The organism is Algoriphagus chordae (assembly GCF_003254055.1).
Classification (GTDB): domain Bacteria; phylum Bacteroidota; class Bacteroidia; order Cytophagales; family Cyclobacteriaceae; genus Algoriphagus; species Algoriphagus chordae.
Map to the genome: position 1 here is coordinate 337900 of NZ_QKZT01000001.1, position 16535 is coordinate 354434.

At 40.3% G+C, this 16535-nt stretch carries 14 protein-coding genes; 1 reads left to right on the forward strand and 13 read right to left on the reverse strand.

Translation table 11 applies throughout. The features are described from left to right. Position 1 precedes the first annotated feature (1 nt). Positions 2–961, forward strand: a complete 960-nt coding sequence (gene rlmF / locus LV85_RS01415; protein ID WP_111316386.1) for a 23S rRNA (adenine(1618)-N(6))-methyltransferase RlmF — start codon at positions 2–4, stop codon at positions 959–961. A 104-nt stretch (positions 962–1065) separates the two neighbouring features. Here rlmF and LV85_RS01420 read toward each other — a convergent pair whose 3' ends face one another. The 13 genes from LV85_RS01420 to LV85_RS01480 form a co-directional block, all read right to left on the reverse strand. After that, positions 1066–1479 (reverse strand): OsmC family protein, encoded by a 414-nt coding sequence (locus LV85_RS01420; RefSeq protein WP_111316387.1) that lies wholly within the window; start codon positions 1477–1479, stop codon positions 1066–1068. 82 nt (positions 1480–1561) lie between these two features. Further along, positions 1562–2737, reverse strand: coding sequence for a glycosyltransferase (locus LV85_RS01425; protein ID WP_170125594.1), 1176 nt, complete (start codon positions 2735–2737; stop codon positions 1562–1564). After that, positions 2713–3861, reverse strand: a complete 1149-nt coding sequence (locus LV85_RS01430; protein WP_111316388.1) for a glycosyltransferase family 4 protein — start codon at positions 3859–3861, stop codon at positions 2713–2715. Before LV85_RS01430 ends, LV85_RS01425 begins: the two co-directional genes overlap by 25 nt. Before the next feature lie 14 nt (positions 3862–3875). Beyond that, positions 3876–4994: a glycosyltransferase family 4 protein gene (locus LV85_RS01435; protein WP_111316389.1), complete on the reverse strand. Its 1119-nt coding sequence runs from the start codon at positions 4992–4994 to the stop codon at positions 3876–3878. Positions 4995–5008: 14 nt separating this feature from the next. Continuing rightward, positions 5009–5995 (reverse strand): PDDEXK nuclease domain-containing protein, encoded by a 987-nt coding sequence (locus LV85_RS01440; protein ID WP_111316390.1) that lies wholly within the window; start codon positions 5993–5995, stop codon positions 5009–5011. Positions 5996–6102: 107 nt separating this feature from the next. Next, entirely contained in the window at positions 6103–6981 is an 879-nt protein-coding gene (locus LV85_RS01445; protein ID WP_111316391.1) for a class I SAM-dependent methyltransferase, read from the reverse strand. A gap of 52 nt (positions 6982–7033) precedes the next feature. Continuing rightward, positions 7034–8461, reverse strand: a complete 1428-nt coding sequence (locus tag LV85_RS01450) for an O-antigen ligase family protein (RefSeq protein WP_111316392.1) — start codon at positions 8459–8461, stop codon at positions 7034–7036. Beyond that, on the reverse strand, positions 8452–9387 hold the full coding sequence (locus tag LV85_RS01455) for a glycosyltransferase family 2 protein (protein WP_111316393.1): 936 nt from the start codon (positions 9385–9387) through the stop codon (positions 8452–8454). Before LV85_RS01455 ends, LV85_RS01450 begins: the two co-directional genes overlap by 10 nt. Beyond that, positions 9371–10660, reverse strand: a complete 1290-nt coding sequence (locus LV85_RS01460) for an oligosaccharide flippase family protein (protein ID WP_111316394.1) — start codon at positions 10658–10660, stop codon at positions 9371–9373. Before LV85_RS01460 ends, LV85_RS01455 begins: the two co-directional genes overlap by 17 nt. Positions 10661–10673: 13 nt before the next feature. Next, a complete protein-coding gene (locus LV85_RS01465) occupies positions 10674–11741 on the reverse strand; it encodes a GumC domain-containing protein (RefSeq protein WP_111316395.1) in 1068 nt (355 codons plus the stop codon). Beyond that, on the reverse strand, positions 11741–14320 hold the full coding sequence (locus LV85_RS01470; RefSeq protein WP_111316396.1) for an SLBB domain-containing protein: 2580 nt from the start codon (positions 14318–14320) through the stop codon (positions 11741–11743). The genes LV85_RS01465 and LV85_RS01470 overlap by 1 nt, the downstream gene beginning before the upstream one ends. A gap of 119 nt (positions 14321–14439) precedes the next feature. After that, positions 14440–15444 carry a radical SAM/SPASM domain-containing protein gene (locus LV85_RS01475; RefSeq protein ID WP_111316517.1) on the reverse strand — a complete coding sequence of 335 codons (1005 nt, stop codon included), beginning with the start codon at positions 15442–15444 and terminating at the stop codon, positions 14440–14442. Positions 15445–15489: 45 nt separating this feature from the next. After that, positions 15490–16530, reverse strand: a complete 1041-nt coding sequence (locus LV85_RS01480) for an adenylate/guanylate cyclase domain-containing protein (RefSeq protein WP_111316397.1) — start codon at positions 16528–16530, stop codon at positions 15490–15492. Positions 16531–16535 lie beyond the last annotated feature (5 nt).

Consider the following 16535-nt stretch of genomic DNA (forward strand, 5'->3'; position numbering starts at 1 on the left):
TTTGAAAGAACTAGAAAAAATAAAAACTGCACTTCATCCTAGAAATGCCCATCGGGAGCGTTACGATTTTCCAAGCCTGATCAAGACTCAGCCAGAGCTTGAGCAGTTTGTCTCGGAAAATAAGTATGGGGATCTCAGCATTGATTTCGCCGATCCTAAAGCTGTCAAAGAACTCAATAGAGCTTTACTGAAGCATTTTTACCAAATTTCTGACTGGAATATTCCTGATGGCTACCTCTGCCCACCTATCCCTGGAAGAGCTGATTACCTTCATTACTTGGCAGATTTGCTAGCAGATAGCAATGGGGGCAAGTTACCTGAGGGTGAAAAAATTAAAATTTTGGATATTGGCACTGGGTCTAATTGTATCTACCCCATGCTGGGAAACACAATTTACGATTGGCAAGTAGTGGGTTCGGAGATAGATGAAATAGCGATCGATTCGGCTCAGACCAATTTGTATGCAAATCCGCAATTTCGTGGGAAGGTTACCTTACGTCTTCAGGAAAACCCAAAGGAAATTTTAACAGGAATCATCAAGTCAAACGATGTATTTGATATGGTGATTTGTAACCCTCCGTTTCATGAATCTCTTGCTGCTGCTGAAGCTGGTAGCATGAGAAAAGTGAAAAACCTAAAAGGAAAAGTAGGCAAGAAGCTCACCTTGAATTTTGGTGGTAAGAACAACGAACTATGGTGTGAAGGTGGTGAGTTGGCATTTATCCATAAGATGATCCGGGAAAGTATGACTTTCAAGTTCAATTGCCTGTGGTTTACCTCCATCGTTTCCAAAGAAGAACACCTAAAGGAACTAGTGATAGCCTTGAAGAAAGCAAGAGTGGCTGATCGGAAAGTCATCCAAATGGCGCAGGGAAATAAGAAAAGTAGGTTTATCGCATGGACATTTCTGAATCCTGAGCAACAGGAAAATTGGAGAAAAATGAGATGGAAAGAAATTTAGAATTTGGGAATTTATAATTGCCAAACCCAGAAATAAGAAAGTCGATTTGAATTTCCCCAAATCGACTTTCTTGTGTCTAAATACTTGATACTATAATCTAGTATTTATGCATTAAGCGTGCTCTCCACAGTTATTTCCAAATCTAAAACTCTAGAAATTGGGCAATTTTCCTCAGCGTCTTTCACCAGCTCTGCGAATTTTTCTTCAGAGATGCCATCCACTTTTGCCTTAAGCACCAAGTGAGATTTAGAAAGAGTGCCTTCTTCAAATGTGATATTGGCAGTCACATCAAGTTCTTTGGCTGTATAGCCAGCCTCTTGCAGGTTGAAACTCAATTTCATGGCAAAACATCCAGAGTGAGCTGCTGCTATTAATTCTTCAGGGTTGGTACCCACTCCGCTTTCGAATCTTGATCCAAAAGAATATTGAGTTTTGTCTAAAACAGTACTTGGCGTAGTCAATGTACCTTTGCCGTCTTTACCGGTTCCTTGCCATATGGCGGTTGCTTTTCTGATCATAATTTAAAAGATTTTAGGGTTAAAAGTTATACCTATGAAAGCAGAAATTGATGCCGAAAGTTCAGGAAAGCGCAAGTAATTCTCAGGATTTTACTTTTTCCAATGTGGGTTTTGCAGAGGAAATTGCATGTGCTTTTTTTCCAGTCAAATTCTCAAAAACTTCCAGGTATTGATCTGTTACGTAATCCCAAGTATAGCGCTGAATTAGTCCCTCTCTGGCTATACTACGGAAATAACTCATTCTTTCCTCACTGCTTTCAGCAGCTTCCACAATATCCTGAACTGATTCGATTGATTTTTTGAAGTACCATCCATGCTTGCCATTTTGGAGCATTTCTTGGTTGAATGGAGTATCCATAGCTAGGATCGCACAGCCAAAACCTAGGGCTTTCAACATGGCAGGATTGGTGCCACCATACTCGTGACCGTGGAAATATGCATAGCAATGCGAGTACCAGGCAGCCAATTCATTTTGATCTGTCACATAGCCCAAGAACATAAGCCTTTCATCCTCCATGTTTTTCAAAATGGTCGCATAATCGTCATCAAAGGGCACGTCTCCTACGATGACTAGCTTTCTCTTAGAATCAGATTTCAAAAAACCTTCGATAATAAGGTCTGCATTATTGTCTGGGATCAGTCTGCCGACAATAAGAAAATAATCACGTGACTTTATTCCCCACTTCTCGATAGGCTCCGGATCCACATCAGCACGTGGATTTGCACCATAGGCGATGACCTTCGAATCAGCATTGAATAGTTCTTTATAGACACGTTGCATTTCATCCGAGTCGTTGATAAGCTGATCATAATATTTTGTAGCCATTTTGGAAGCCCAGAAAAAATATTTGGAAGCAATGCCATGCCATTTTGGTCTTAGCCACTCCAGACCATCGACATTGATGACAGTCTTCTTTCTAAAAAATCTCGGTATCACCCCGAATGGTCCATTCGCACTATTGACTACCAAAATCACGTCAACATCTGAGAAGCACGCATGTACCATAGCAAAAAAACTATGTGACAGCTGGGTAAGTTTTTTGGATTCTATGGCTATAGAATAGATGCATTCAATACCATTTACATAGCGTGGTTTTAGGGGAAATAAGGCTCTATGATTATAAACACGTACGTGCACGCCTCTTTTGACAAGACGTTCACCAAGTTCTCTAATCATCGTATCATATCCACCGTAAACATAGGGATACCCTTTTGCACCCATTATGGCTACTTTTAATTTCTTTTTAGCTGCTGCCATAAATGGTCTTCAATGTTTTTACCAAAACTTTCCAAACTGAATTCCTCCAACACACGATTTCTACCTGCATTTCCAAACTTTTCTCTAAGTTCCGGATGCAAAATTAACTTAATTAAAGCATTTACGCCTTGGTCTAGTGCGTTTATTGGAATTAAAAATCCAGTTTCCCCATTTATAACCATTTCTGCAGCCCCGCCTGAGCGTGTAGCTACGACTGGACAGGCAGCTGCCATGGCTTCCAAAATAACCGTGGGAAGTGAATCAGGTAAAATTGATGGTAACACGAAAACATCAGTAAGCTTCAGGATATCGGCAATGTCTTCCCTAAAACCAAGATTGGTTACGAAAGTTTCAAGCTTATTCTCCAAAATATACTTAGTCAGCTCAGCTTCGATAGGTTCATATCCTGGATAGGGATCGCCTACCAATACAAAATGACACTGTGGATAAGTGTCTATAATTTCTTTAGCCATTTGCAAAAAGAATAATTGCCCTTTTCCAGGATTTATTCTTCCAATCATCGTAATGATTAGCTTGTTTTCGGGGATTCCAAGCTCCTGAATGGCTATTTCTGGGAGATTCAGAAATTTCTCATAGGAGATGGCATTGTGGATAACTCTCGGTTTAGATGTCTTTAAGCGCAGATCCCAATGCTTCTTGACGGCTTCTGAGACTACTATCGGAGAAGGCGTAGTACCATCCAATAACCTTCGAAGAAGTCCCACTAGAGGTGGAGGTCCAAGTAAAATTTCATGAATATGCCAGATGTGTGGAAGTTTATTCCATTTGGCCCACTGAGCTCCGACTACTACCGCTAGGGTATTGGAGTAAACAAGCTCAAAGTTAAATTCACGATGTAATCGATCTAAAAATCTATAAGCTTTGAAATTTTTACTTAGCCTGTTGATGAGTCCTGAGGGATTGACATACTTGCGGCGTAATATCCCTAGGTTTTGGATGCGTACAACTATACCTAAATCGGTTAGGAGGGACTGCAAAGGACCAGGTTCAGACAGCACCACAACTACCGTCAAGCCGGCGTTTTTATAGATTTTTACTACTTCAGTCAGAATTCTGGATGAGCCATAAAGATCTGATGAACTATTAAGGAATAGTACTGTCAATGGGTTACCGGTTGTTATTTTTTAAGGATTACATTTTGAAATCCCTCAATAAACTTTTGAGCAGAAAATTTTTTGGATTGCTCAAGACCGTTTTGGATCATTGAATTGAGCTGCGCATTATCCAGGCTCAAAATTATCATTTTTTCCATCAAATCCTGCTGATCACCAGTTTTGAATGCTAGCCCAGCAGCTCCAGCCACTTCTAGCAATGCCGGCTGATCTGAGTGTATCACAGGTACACCTGTCCCCATTGCTTCTACGACTGGGATTCCAAAGCCCTCATTCTCCGAAGGAAATACATAAGCAAATGCATTTTTGTATAAGGTCCTAACCTGTTCGTCATTTACATAACCAGGAAGTAGGACCTTGTCTTGAATACCAAGTTCTTCAAGGAGTTTTTCTACTATAGGAAAATCATTCATTTGCACGCTTTGCCCTGCCCCTCCAGCTAAAACCAGTTTAAAATCTGTTTTCGTTTTTTTAAGAAATTGATCAAAGGCCCGAACGAGCAAGGGGAGATTCTTGCGCTTATCGAAGGTTCCAATATGCAGGAAATATTGCTTGGTTGCCAAGTCATTTTCTTCCAGAAAGGTAGTATCCAAGCCTGAATCCAAGCTCTTTGGAGCTTGATAAATAACTGTAATAGGGTTTACCTTGCCTAGGTATTCTTCTAGAGAGCGCTTGGAGTATTCAGTAGTGGTAATCAATTCAGTGTTTTTCTTTATTCCTTTTCTAAGTAAACTTAAGAAGTATGTTCTCCACCATTTTGGATAATTCTGAGGCATCTGCCAGAAGAATGCATCATGTATCACCGTCAACCTGCGACATGGCAAACTTGCTGCAGGAGAAATAAAATCAAGGCAAATCAGGACGTCAGGCTTATGTTTTTTGATCAAATCGGGTAGTTGAAACTCCTTCCATCGAAAATAGTCCAAGTGGTAATTGAGACGTTGGATTTTAGATTGTGGACCTTTGAAAGTCTGATCAGCACTTTGATTTTCAGGATCATGTGAAAAAACCCACTCAATATCAGGATGTGGATAAGTTAGCGCGGCATGCGCCAATTCCATCATATAGGTTTTGATACCTGTAGTGGCGACGTTGAGGTATTGTAGATCGAGGAGTACTTTCATTTGTAACTTTACTCTTACTGAATTAATTTTTTTAATTCTTCTTCTTTTGGCAAATAGAGCAAGTACTTGCTTGCAAAAATCTGCTTATTATCTTTTGGCAAGGTGATTTCTACCATAGTATCTTTTTTATCCTTACATAGAATAATTCCTATGGTAGGCATTTCGTCTTGAGTTTTTACAAATCTATCGTAATAGTTTACGTACATCTGCATTTGACCGAGGTCCTGATGTTTCAACTTTCCTATTTTAAGATCTATTAGGACGAAACAGCGAAGCAAGCGATTGTAAAAAACTAGATCAATTCTGAAATGTTCTTCGTCGAAAGTAAAGCGTACTTGGCGACCTACAAAAGTGAAACCCTTTCCCAGCTCCAATAAAAAATTCTCAAGTTTGTCAATTATAGCTTGTTCTAATTGAGACTCTGAGTAACTATGCCTGTCTTCAAGATTCAGAAATTCCAGCACATATGGATCTTTGATGGTCTGTAAGGGTGAGTTCAAAATGCTGTCTCCTTGATCTTCTGGAGGCTTTATTTTATTATTATCTTCGTCAAATACAATTCGCTGAAATAAACTGGAGTTTATTTGCCTGTCTAGCTCTCTTACACTCCAGTGGTTTATCTCGGTTTGTTGTTGGTAATAAGACCTTTCTTTTTCATCTCCTATCCGCATTAATTGTATATAATGAGTCCAGCTGAGATTTTGCGAAATCGGTGATTTCGCATTCTTGTAGGTTAGGTAAAATTTACGGATCAGTTCAAGGTTTCTTTTTGAATAACCTTTCCCAAATTCTGATGTCAGTCGCTGAGATAATTCAGATAGAATATATGATCCATATTCAGCTTCCTCACTTCCATTTTGTTCTTGTTCAACTATTTGTTTACCCATTTCATAATAGGTAGAAACCATGATGGAATTTACTTGCTTTACAACGCCTTGCTGAGCTTCCAAAAGCAATTTTTTAATCTTTTCGAAGAAGGAGGATTCCAGTTTTACGTTCATTTACAGGCTTTTAGGTAACTTTTCATAGGTGGATCATGATAAAGTTCTAGTTTAATTACCTTCCCCAATCACTTATCACTATTTTCTAGCAGTCAAAAAACAGATTTCTATTTCTTCTTACTAATAAGCCACTGATTCACTTGAAAAGCATTCTGGATTAGCCGGTTTACTTTTTTCTTCCAAGGCATGTTGTAGCTAATCAAATTACTGAATTTCTCACCAAAATTGTGGGTATAGTGATCAACTGTCTCCAAGTCTTGCTCTTCGCATAACTTTCCTAGCAAGTCTTTAGGGAAAATGAAGGTGTGCTCTAGACCATCTATTACATCTGGAACCTTCAATTTTAGCAGTTTTGACCATCTGTGAAAGCGATACAGGTTGCTGGACATATTGGGAGTGCCAATGGCCAGATATCCTCCAGGTTTTAAAATTCTCTTCATCTCTGAGATGTAAGCCTTCGGGTCTAGTACATGCTCGATCACATGGGAGATATGGATAAAGTCAAAGTGATTTTCGGGATACTGCGCTTCCCATATATCTCCTTGGAAGGTTTCTACAGCAAAATGCTCCTTCACAAATTTAAGAGCGCCCGTATCAAACTCCGTGGCATATAATTTACAGTTCAGTTGACTAGCATATGCCAATCCCAAACCCAAGCCACAACCTACATCTAAGAATTTAGATCCACTTTCTAGTCTAGATAGAAACCTAGCCTCCTTTTTAATTTCGTTTTCAGTTAAGCTTTCTATTCGACTAAAATGATTTAGAATAAGGTTCTTATAGTCAACCGCCTCGTAATGATCCTTTTCATAATAATTGGTGTAATAATCTGCCAACTCTTGGCTATCTGCCATAGGATTGGCAAATACCAATTTGCATTTCAGGCATTGAACTCTCGATATATGTGGTCCTTTTCTGTGTGTATCTATGGCATAACCCTTAAGGCTTTCAGATCCACAAATCGGACAGTTTCTATATAAGATCATAAAACTAAATTACTGTATCGTTTTTGTAATCGGGGATTCTAACTCTTCAACTTTACTCGGGCAGAGCAGTGTTCAGATTTTGTACATCTCTTCTTTTACTTAACTGAAGTCTGGAATATTCATTAACACTTAGACCAACCATCCACCAAGAAATCCAAGAGACGTAGGTATAGATTTCTACATTGGCAGTAAATAAGGGAAGCAATAATCCTGCTTTCACAGTCCCAGCTACAAAAGCCATTCTTGCTAGATTCAGATTAGTAGAATTTTTGAATACATAGATTGAATTTCTGATACCCGTGAATAGTGTCCCGATATACAGAAACATTCCTATCCAGCCTAATTGTACTCCATAGATCAAGAACTGATTTTCACCACCTACACGCAGTTCATCTGACACACTTCCAAAATTCCCACTCATTGCTAGTCCTATTCCCTGTGGATTAGCTACCATGGATTCCAATGCTAAGGCCCACTCTACCACGTGGCCTATGCTGGAAGAATCCGCAAGTGTCAAGGTATCTACTACATAGAAGTAAAAATCTTCGGATGCAAAGAAGACCACATAGACTATCCCTAGGAGCAAGCTTAAGAAACCAAAGCCAATTAGTTTGTAGAGTTTGAAAACCAAGGCAATAAAAAATATCATCAGGAAAAATGCCGCAAATGATGCTCTAGATGAAGCGAAAATAAGGCTTCCAATGCAGCATAGCATGATGAGCAAATATTTCCATTGATGAGTTCTCTCGCTGGTTAAATACCAAATCAGGGCGGCAGAAAATCCCATCAGGACTGAACTAGCCAGTTCCAGTGGATCAGAGAAAAAGCTACCAAGACGTTTCATAGCATTGGTAGTTTCAAAGGTCCAAGTCAGATTATAATTTCCCTCAGGCTTGATATCATTGACCACCTCATTGAATAGGGCATATCCAGTAAATTGTTGCAAGTGAGCATTTAGTAAATAATTTTCTATCAAATTCATCAGAAATGCTCCTACGGCAATGACAAAAATAATCTGAAATAAGCGCTTCAATTCTAAGTCCCCAAACTGGGTGTTCCTCCCTAGTAAATAAACCAAGCTAGGAATTAATATGCTTTTGAAGTACAATGCCTTATTGATGAAACTCGCTTGACCTATTGGCAGAAATAGAAAAATAAGGGACAAGCATATAAATGCCAATATAAACCAATCGGTGGATTGCAGTCGGAAAGGATAGTTCGCTAGTTTTCGCTGGTAAATAACAAGTACTAAACCTGCAATTAGAACGATTACTTCCTTGCTCATCTGGAATAGACTCACCAGAAAGGTTGACCTAGTTGCCAAATAAACAACACTCAGCGTAGTAATGTAAAATGGCAGAAAGGCAGCCAGAAAGAAGATAAAATAAGTCCATTTTCCTTTGAATACCATTTGCTGTACCGTCCAGAGAAATCCGGTAGTCACAGCAAATGCGATTATAAGGAAAAATATTAAGGCCATAATTCTGCTTTTTGAAGCGGTAATGTCCAGCCATCCTTGATGCCACGGGATACAGCTTTTAGCTTTTGGAATCTACCTCTCAGGCAAAAATAACCCATCCATAGGACAAATCGAGTAAGGTGATACGAGGAAGCAATTAATCTACTTAGACCCGTTGATTGCGCGCGAATCAGATAGAACTGATTGCGAACATGGAAGTAAAACACCCTAGGACTTAGGGTTCCCTCGGAGTGTTTTTTCTTGGAAGATGCTCCAGCCTCATGATAGATCATCGCCTGAGTAGCCAGCTCAATAGTATAGGCTTTTGCCCGAAAGCGTAAGGACCATTCCACATCTTCGAAATAGGCAAAATAACTTGCATTAAGCAGGCCGACCTCTAAGAGGGCATCTCTAGATATGAGCATACAGCAGCCAGTTGCCCAATCCAGTTCTTGGTCTTGAGCTTGGTATTCTTCTTTGAATTTTCGATCTCCGAGAGTGATGGCTCTGCACCATAAGTGATTCCATTTTCCTCCAGCACTCCATATTTTAGTTCGATCATGAAGAAAGAAAATCAATGGCTGCACTACACCCAATCTTGGTTTGCCTTGAAATTTGAGCATCATCTGTGCAAGAAAATCAGGAGCCACTAGGGTGTCATTGTTCAACAACATCACATGAGAATATCCATCCTCCAGGGCTTTTCTAATCCCAACATTATTCCCAGCTGAAAAACCTAGATTGGAGTCGTTTTCGATTAAATCAATTTCAGGAAACTCAGTTTTCAGTTTTTTCCCTTCCGCAATATGCGAACCATTATCTACTACAATAACCTTGTAATCTGGGAATTCTAGCAATCGGAGTGACAACAGGCAATCTGCAGTAAATGCATACCCGTTCCAATTCACCAAAATAATCGCGACTGAAGGATCAGGAGTAAAAGCCATAGAAAAGTTTTCGATTTCGCTTGTACAAAAGAAGCATACAAATAATGTAGGCTACTATTTCTGTTGACAGAATACCAAGGCATAGCCCTACGCCCTGATAAAGATAAGTCAAAATAGATGTCACGATGATCATATAAAGGCACATCATCCAACTTGCTTTGAAGAGTAGTTGCTTAAGATCTGCCACCAGCATCATGGTAATATTCGGAATGTTCAAACAAGAAAGGAATAAAATAGGGGACAAGAGTTGCAGATAAGTGACCGATTCTGCCAGTTCTGATCTAGATAATACTCTAATGATCCATGGCGCTCCGAGATAAGTTAATGTTGCGATCAGTGCTCCTACCAGTAAAACTCTGATGTATACTAATTTCAAAAAACGATAGAAGGAGTCTTCATTATTTTTATAGAGCTTGGAAGCATTCGGGAATATCGCCTGTATAATCATTGCTGGGAATAGACGTAACACCATCACTACCCGCTCTGCCAGACTGTACATCCCTAGGGTCTCCGCTCCTGCAAAAAAACTGAAAATTATTAATCCACCATTAACGGATATATAACCGGTAAGATTACTGAAAAAGAATAAAATGTTCTCTTTCAAACTTGCCCAAATCGCAGAAAACTGCGGTCTATAGAAGCGGATTTCTAAGAAGGTGTGGATGTAAGCGAGTAGAAATAGGTTGATTATTAAGCCGGTGAAACCCATCATAAAATTTACCCATTTGCTAAGTTCTGGACTGTGGATAAATAGTACAATCCCCATCAGGAAGAGTAATTTGCTGAAAATGTTTGCGATGCTGATCAGCTTCATTTTTTCCATTCCCTGAAAAAACCAAAGGGGTAAAGTGGCCTCCGAAAAAAGCAAGAGTACCGAATACACCAGGATTAACTGGTATTCTTTAAAGAGATTTAGGCCAAATACTCCGATCAAAATCAAAACAGTAGCAAAACTTGCAAGTAGGATTTTGGCGGAAAAAATATTAGAAACTAGATGTGAGAGTGCTGTCTTATCATTCTGATTGACGGCAACTGCGCGAGGTGCACTCAGATTGTAGCCGAAGCCCACTAGAATATTCAAGAGGATAATGATGGAAAGGGCGAGATTGACCAAGCCAAACTGATCCACTCCGATTCCTTGAATAAGTAGGGGCATCGAAATAATGGAAATCAACACATTGGATGATTGAATAATCGCCAGAAACAAAAAATTCTGAATCGATTTATTCTTGATAATGTCGCTGATGGGAATAAGACCGAGTTTTTCTAGCATGCCAGCTTATAGTTTAGCTTTCCTGCACATGCTTCTGATATAATCGTCGGAAATAAAGCCAAAAAATCGTTAGCATTCCTATAATCGCACAGCCATAGACCATGCCTTTTACCAGTCGGATTTCAGATCTTTCCAATGGGAACCTAGGAGAATCTATGATCTGAATTAATGGAGAATTGTTGCGATGATTGACTTTGGCGATTTCCAGATTTTTAACAACTTCTTCATAGACTGCACCTGTCGCTTGTACGTCTATTTGTTTCTTGCGAGTTTCGATGGTTGCAGTCGATAGCAGCGGGTTTGCATTGGGAACTCGGTCAGTAGCAGAGGCAAAAGAATCAATACTTTGATCCAATATTTTGCGAACACTATCTGCCTGAGATTGAAGAATAGACAAGTTTTCACTCGTCTTTTTAGTCTTAGTCTCTCTGTAGAATTCATTTACATTTTCTACCAAATGCTCATTGAATGATTTCGCATATGCTTCATCCTTTGATAAAACAGTCACTTGTATGATTGTCAATTTCCGATCTGGCTTAGCCACAGAAAGTTGATTTTCACGCACAAGTTTGGCTACTTCTTTGACCACCGAATCCTGAGTAACTGTAAAGCTTTCTCTAGGGATAGAAAAGTCCATGCTAGCAATATCGACTTTGGAGGCCCACTTTTTGTCAAGCTCTTCAAATTGGATAAAACGGTCTATTAGTAATTGATTCTCATCAAAAGGGCTCAATAATGCTTCGTCAAGCATGCGTTCAGAACGGTAGAGCTCCATGATGTTGTCTCCCTGAAAAAGCCCGCTAGTTCCACCCATGGAACCAAGGTTTACGCCTACCAAGGAGGCAAGACCAGACATTTGCCCCATTCCACCGGAATCGCCATCTTCCAAAACAAAGGAAGTCGTGGCGATGAAAACGGGTTTTTTGAATATGGAAACCAGTGCTCCTAAGGCTAAGCCAAGGATGCCAGCTAGGATAAGAACCTTCCATTGAGAAATGAAATAGGATATCCAGGAGGAAATATTTTGAATGACCTCTTTGAAGGTAAATTGATTCTCAGAAAAATGATTTGATCCAGCCATTACTGCCAGTTGATTTGTGAAAGGACTAATCCCAGTGTAGCTAATCCAGTAGTAATACCTACTATCTCCCCTAAGCGCAGTGGCACTTTTGGCCCTTTGGTTGGCACGATGACCTCGGCTCCTGGTTCTACTGGAGGATAGTTTTTAATTCCCAAAAATCCCTTTGTACGCTTTACAGCTCCATTCGCATACACCACATAAGTTTGCTTTCTATTGGCACGGCGTTCAAAACCGCCAGCGCCGTTGATGTAGTGTTTCAAACTTCTTCCTGACTCATGTCGAAGGGTAGTAGGATAGACCACATCTCCTCGCATTCTCACCGTCTGAAACAATTTGGGAACGGATAAAATATCTCCTTCTTCTAGAAGAAGATCATCTTCAGAACCAGGGTTTTTCAGAATTTCTTCCAAGTTGATTGCTACCGCCTCGGTTTCTTTCAACTTGATGGCAAAGCCAGGCGTTTCTGAAGCGATTTGATCTAGAGATTCTTTTTTGGATTGCGCCAACTGGTTATCTACGGGAGATACCGACGTAGGGAAATCAGTGATTAATCGCTGTAACAATTCGGACTGAGCTTCTGAATTGCTTGGGTTCTCCGCAAGTTTCATACGCAAGCCTTCCAGATTTCTCTGACGACGCAGTTGCTCAGATTCTGTGTTGAAAAATTCAGTTCTTCGGATCAATGTTGCTCCTTTTGCATAAGCAAACTGATTGAGGCCACCAGCTCGTTTGATTAGATCTGAGATGCGTTCTCCACTGCTTTGGATGGCAAATATTCCAGGGGAATTCACCTGACCTTCCACTGCTGTCAATTTCTGCATGGTGAAGCTTGCTCTTTTCCTTACGATAACTTGGTCAAAGGCTACTAGCGATGGGGAATTTGGATTGTAACCTAAGTCTGGATTTACCTGCGTAGGAATGATATCGGCTAAAGTTCCCAAGTCAGAATCTTCCAATCTTCTGGCTATTTCTATGTCTTGTGAGTTTGCAGATTCCTGAAAACCTCCGGCCATTACGATCAAATCTTCCACCTTCATTGCTGCTGAATAGGGATAAACACCAGGTTTCTTGACTTCACCTAGAATCTGCACATATTCCTCATTATTGATATCGTAGATACTGGCAATTCGAACCACATCTTCACGCTGAAGTGGAATATCAGGGCTGGTCCCCTCCAAAACTTCTCGAAGCTTTACCTGAATCATCTCGGTGCTCAGATCATCTTTTGTTCTCAAAATACTTGCCTGAGTGGTATAAGCATCTCCTCGTAGACCTTCTGCATTTTTTACCAATTGGGATAGGGTAAGACCTTCGTCCAAAGCAAATGTGCCTTCTCGGTACACTGCGCCCTTGATCTGCACACGATTGGAATAGCGATCCAGAATTCGTTGAACAGTGATTTCATCTCCACCTTTTAAGAGGAAGAGATCAAATTGATTTTGATAGACATCAGAAACGGAGCGTTGATTACCGGTGATCCGGGAAATCGCTACACGGTCTTTGAATGCATGGTCAGTAAATCCTCCTGCATACTGCAATAGATCAGTAAAATTGTCATCTTCTTTTGCCTCAAAAATCATCGGACGCTTGACCTCTCCTTTTACCTTCACATGAGAAAGATAAGGAGGCACCAAAATCACATCCTGATCTTGTAATTTAAGATCAAGTTGAGCACTGCCATTGATCAATAAATCATAGACATCTATCTCTGCGACAGCCTTATTATTCCTTACCAATTTGATCTTACGCATGGAGCCATTTTCATTGGGGCCCCCTGCAGCGTATAAGGCATTGAAAACAGTGGAAAATGCGCTTAACGTAAAAGTGCCTGGCAGGCGTACTTCACCTAAAATATTCACTTTGATGGTACCTACATTTCCTAAAGTTACCTGAAGAAAGGTATTGGGATTGTTTCCCAAAAGACCCGAGTAATACTTCCCAATTCGATTTTTTAGAATTCCTGTGGCTTCTTCTATGGACTTGCCAGAAACGGACACGGGTCCGATATTATCCAAAAGCACAAAGCCATCTGGGCTGACCGAGGCTTCGAAATACTGCTCTGATTGCCCATAGATATCCACATATATCAGATCTCCAGGACCTAGAATATAGCTTTTAGGAGTGGCTTGGTTAAGGTTTGGCTCAAAGCTTAGGCTTCTATCTTTCTGATAGAAAAGTGAAGAACCAAATATTTCATTTCCATTAGGTTTATTTGAAACATGAGAGGAGGGTTGATACATACCCAGGTTTATCTCATCCAAATCCACCTGTTCACGGGCATCCCGCTTAGATATTTTGGTGTTCCGGCCTGCTACGTCTTTCTCTTCGCCTATTCTTGTTCTCATCTTCGCCAACTCGCTAGGGGGCATTCCCTGGAGTTCTAAGGCTTTAAGAAACTCTGCCTTAGTCAGCCCAGAATCATAAGCACGGTCTAGTAAATCCTGAACTTGCTCATCAGATAGTTCGTCCACTTTGATTTTTTCGGCTTCGTTTACTTCCTGCGCCAAAGTTTGCGGAATAGCCAGGCCTAGATAGGCTAGAAATATGAAAAAGTAAGAGAATTGCTTAATTGAAATCATATAGAAAAGGTAGTTCCAGGTGAATCAAGAACAAATATGGGGATTAAAAATCCATGAATTTCTTAATTCTACCAAATATAGTTCCAAAAACCTGAGATCTCATTTCCTTCTGCCTATACTCACTCCGTACAATTCCTGCATATTTCGATCTGAGTTCGGTCATTTAGCAATTGTTTTCTGAAGTTTTGATAGGGGGGTGATGACCAGATGGAGGATAAGGATTGGGATTTTAATTCTCCCATGACATACGCTGCATCCTTGTCGAAGCAGCAGGGCACGATCTTTCCATCCCAAGTAGACACAGCTCCTTGCCACATACGCCAGCATTTGTTTTCTAGCTTTTTCTTCAGCTTCCACTTGCCATTTCCCGTAGGCACATATCTGGAATAGCCCAAGTCTGATGGAATCAGCTCAGAACCATTCTCATAGTCATAAATCTGAGTGGTTTTAAGTTGCAGCTCATCTACCTGCATTTCTTTCGCCCAGCGCTTCAATTCTGGCAACTGGTGTTCGTTTTGCCCAGTAACCAAAAATTGTAGGACCACCCTCGGGAAGTTTTGCCTGGACTTTTCACGTTCAGATAAGAGTAATGTGATTCCTTTCTGTACTTTATCGAGCCTTCCTCCCACTCGGTATTTTTCATAAATATCCTGCGTGATTCCATCCATGGACACTATCAATTGCTTCAAGCCACTTTGAAGAACTTCGTTGACTTGCTTTTCCTGCAAGTAATGTGCGTTGGTAGAAGTGGAGGTGAAAATATCTTTAGAATCTGCATAGGCAACCATTTCCAAAAATCGTGGATTCAAAAAGGGCTCTCCCTGAAAATATAAATGTAGCCAGGTAAGATACCCTTGTACTTGATCAATGGTTTTCTTGAAAAGTTGCTCCTGAAGCATGCCCGTAGGACGAGAAAAGTCTCGCAATCCTGATGGACATTCGGGACATCTCAGGTTACAGCTGGTAGTAGGTTCTATTGAAAGTGTCGTGGGTTTTCCCCATAAAATTGGCTTTCCTATAATCCTGGAAAGCTGAAAGGAACTTGCCAACAAGAGGTAATTGAAGATTTTCTGAAAAGTCAGAAGACTTAAAAATGCTTGTGCCGTGGTCAGCTTATTTTTCACGCGGTCAAGTAAGGCATAGGATAGGGAAGAAGCAATTTGTAACACTTATTTTACTACTTCCAATACTGACACAGGTTTGGCTTTATTCTTTAGGCTGATTTCACCTAATTTTTGAAAAGTGAATTTATCTGAAATTCCTTCTGCCCACTTCTCCAATAACAAAATTTGTCCAGGATTTGCAGCGTTCTGAAGTCTGGAGGCCACATTGACAGCATCTCCGATGACCGTGTAGTCCAATCTTTTTAAGGATTGTGAACCGATATTTCCTGATACCATTTCACCCGAATTCAGGCCTATAGATACCTTGGGGTTGAAATTTGATTTTTCGGAATACATCGGTAAGGCATTTATTTTGTCTCTGATAGCGATGGAAGCTCTCACAGCTCTTTCCACCTGATCTGGTCCTTTGAAAACAGCCATTACTGCATCTCCGATGAATTTGTCTACAGCCCCTTTTTCCTCGATAATTTCACGCACCATCAGGTCAAAATATTCATTGAGCAGAGGTACCACTACATTTGGTTCTTCATTTTCTGAAATTTTAGTAAAGCCACACAAATCCACAAAAGCAACTGTAGCTACTACCGTTTCATTTTCCATCAAGGAGTTTTCGGATTCCTTACCCACCATGAAATTGAGCACAGTTTCGTCCACATACATTTTCAGGATGTTATTTTCCCTCATCGCAGTAATGGTAGATTTGATCTGATTGATATGCTGAAGGGTCTTCTCAATAGTGATTTCCAAATCCTGAAAATCAACTGGCTTGGTGATGAAATCAAATGCACCCCGATTCATCGCTGTACGGATATTTTCCAAGTCTCCATAGGCTGAAATAATCACAGCTTTGAGCAGGGGGTTTTGTTCCTTAACCTTAGTTAATAAGGTCAACCCATCCATTTCAGGCATATTGATATCACTCAAAATCATCTCGATATCAGGCTGCTCATGAAGAATCTCCAATGCCTCACGTCCATTCAGCGCAAACACAAAATTGTATTCTCCTGCTCGAATCTTTCTTCTGAATTTCTGTGTGATAAGAACCTCTAAATCCGCCTCATCGTCCACTACAAGTATTTTAGCCATAGCTT

Coding starts and splice junctions, on each gene's coding strand:
- LV85_RS01420 (WP_111316387.1), bottom strand. CDS start 1,479: ATGATCAGAAAAGCAACCGCCATATGGCAAGGAACCGGTAAAGACGGC.
- LV85_RS01425 (WP_170125594.1), bottom strand. CDS start 2,737: ATGGCAGCAGCTAAAAAGAAATTAAAAGTAGCCATAATGGGTGCAAAA.
- LV85_RS01435 (WP_111316389.1), bottom strand. CDS start 4,994: ATGAAAGTACTCCTCGATCTACAATACCTCAACGTCGCCACTACAGGT.
- LV85_RS01440 (WP_111316390.1), bottom strand. CDS start 5,995: ATGAACGTAAAACTGGAATCCTCCTTCTTCGAAAAGATTAAAAAATTG.
- LV85_RS01445 (WP_111316391.1), bottom strand. CDS start 6,981: ATGATCTTATATAGAAACTGTCCGATTTGTGGATCTGAAAGCCTTAAG.
- LV85_RS01450 (WP_111316392.1), bottom strand. CDS start 8,461: ATGGCCTTAATATTTTTCCTTATAATCGCATTTGCTGTGACTACCGGA.
- LV85_RS01455 (WP_111316393.1), bottom strand. CDS start 9,387: ATGGCTTTTACTCCTGATCCTTCAGTCGCGATTATTTTGGTGAATTGG.
- LV85_RS01460 (WP_111316394.1), bottom strand. CDS start 10,660: ATGCTAGAAAAACTCGGTCTTATTCCCATCAGCGACATTATCAAGAAT.
- LV85_RS01465 (WP_111316395.1), bottom strand. CDS start 11,741: ATGGCTGGATCAAATCATTTTTCTGAGAATCAATTTACCTTCAAAGAG.
- LV85_RS01470 (WP_111316396.1), bottom strand. CDS start 14,320: ATGATTTCAATTAAGCAATTCTCTTACTTTTTCATATTTCTAGCCTAT.
- LV85_RS01480 (WP_111316397.1), bottom strand. CDS start 16,530: ATGGCTAAAATACTTGTAGTGGACGATGAGGCGGATTTAGAGGTTCTT.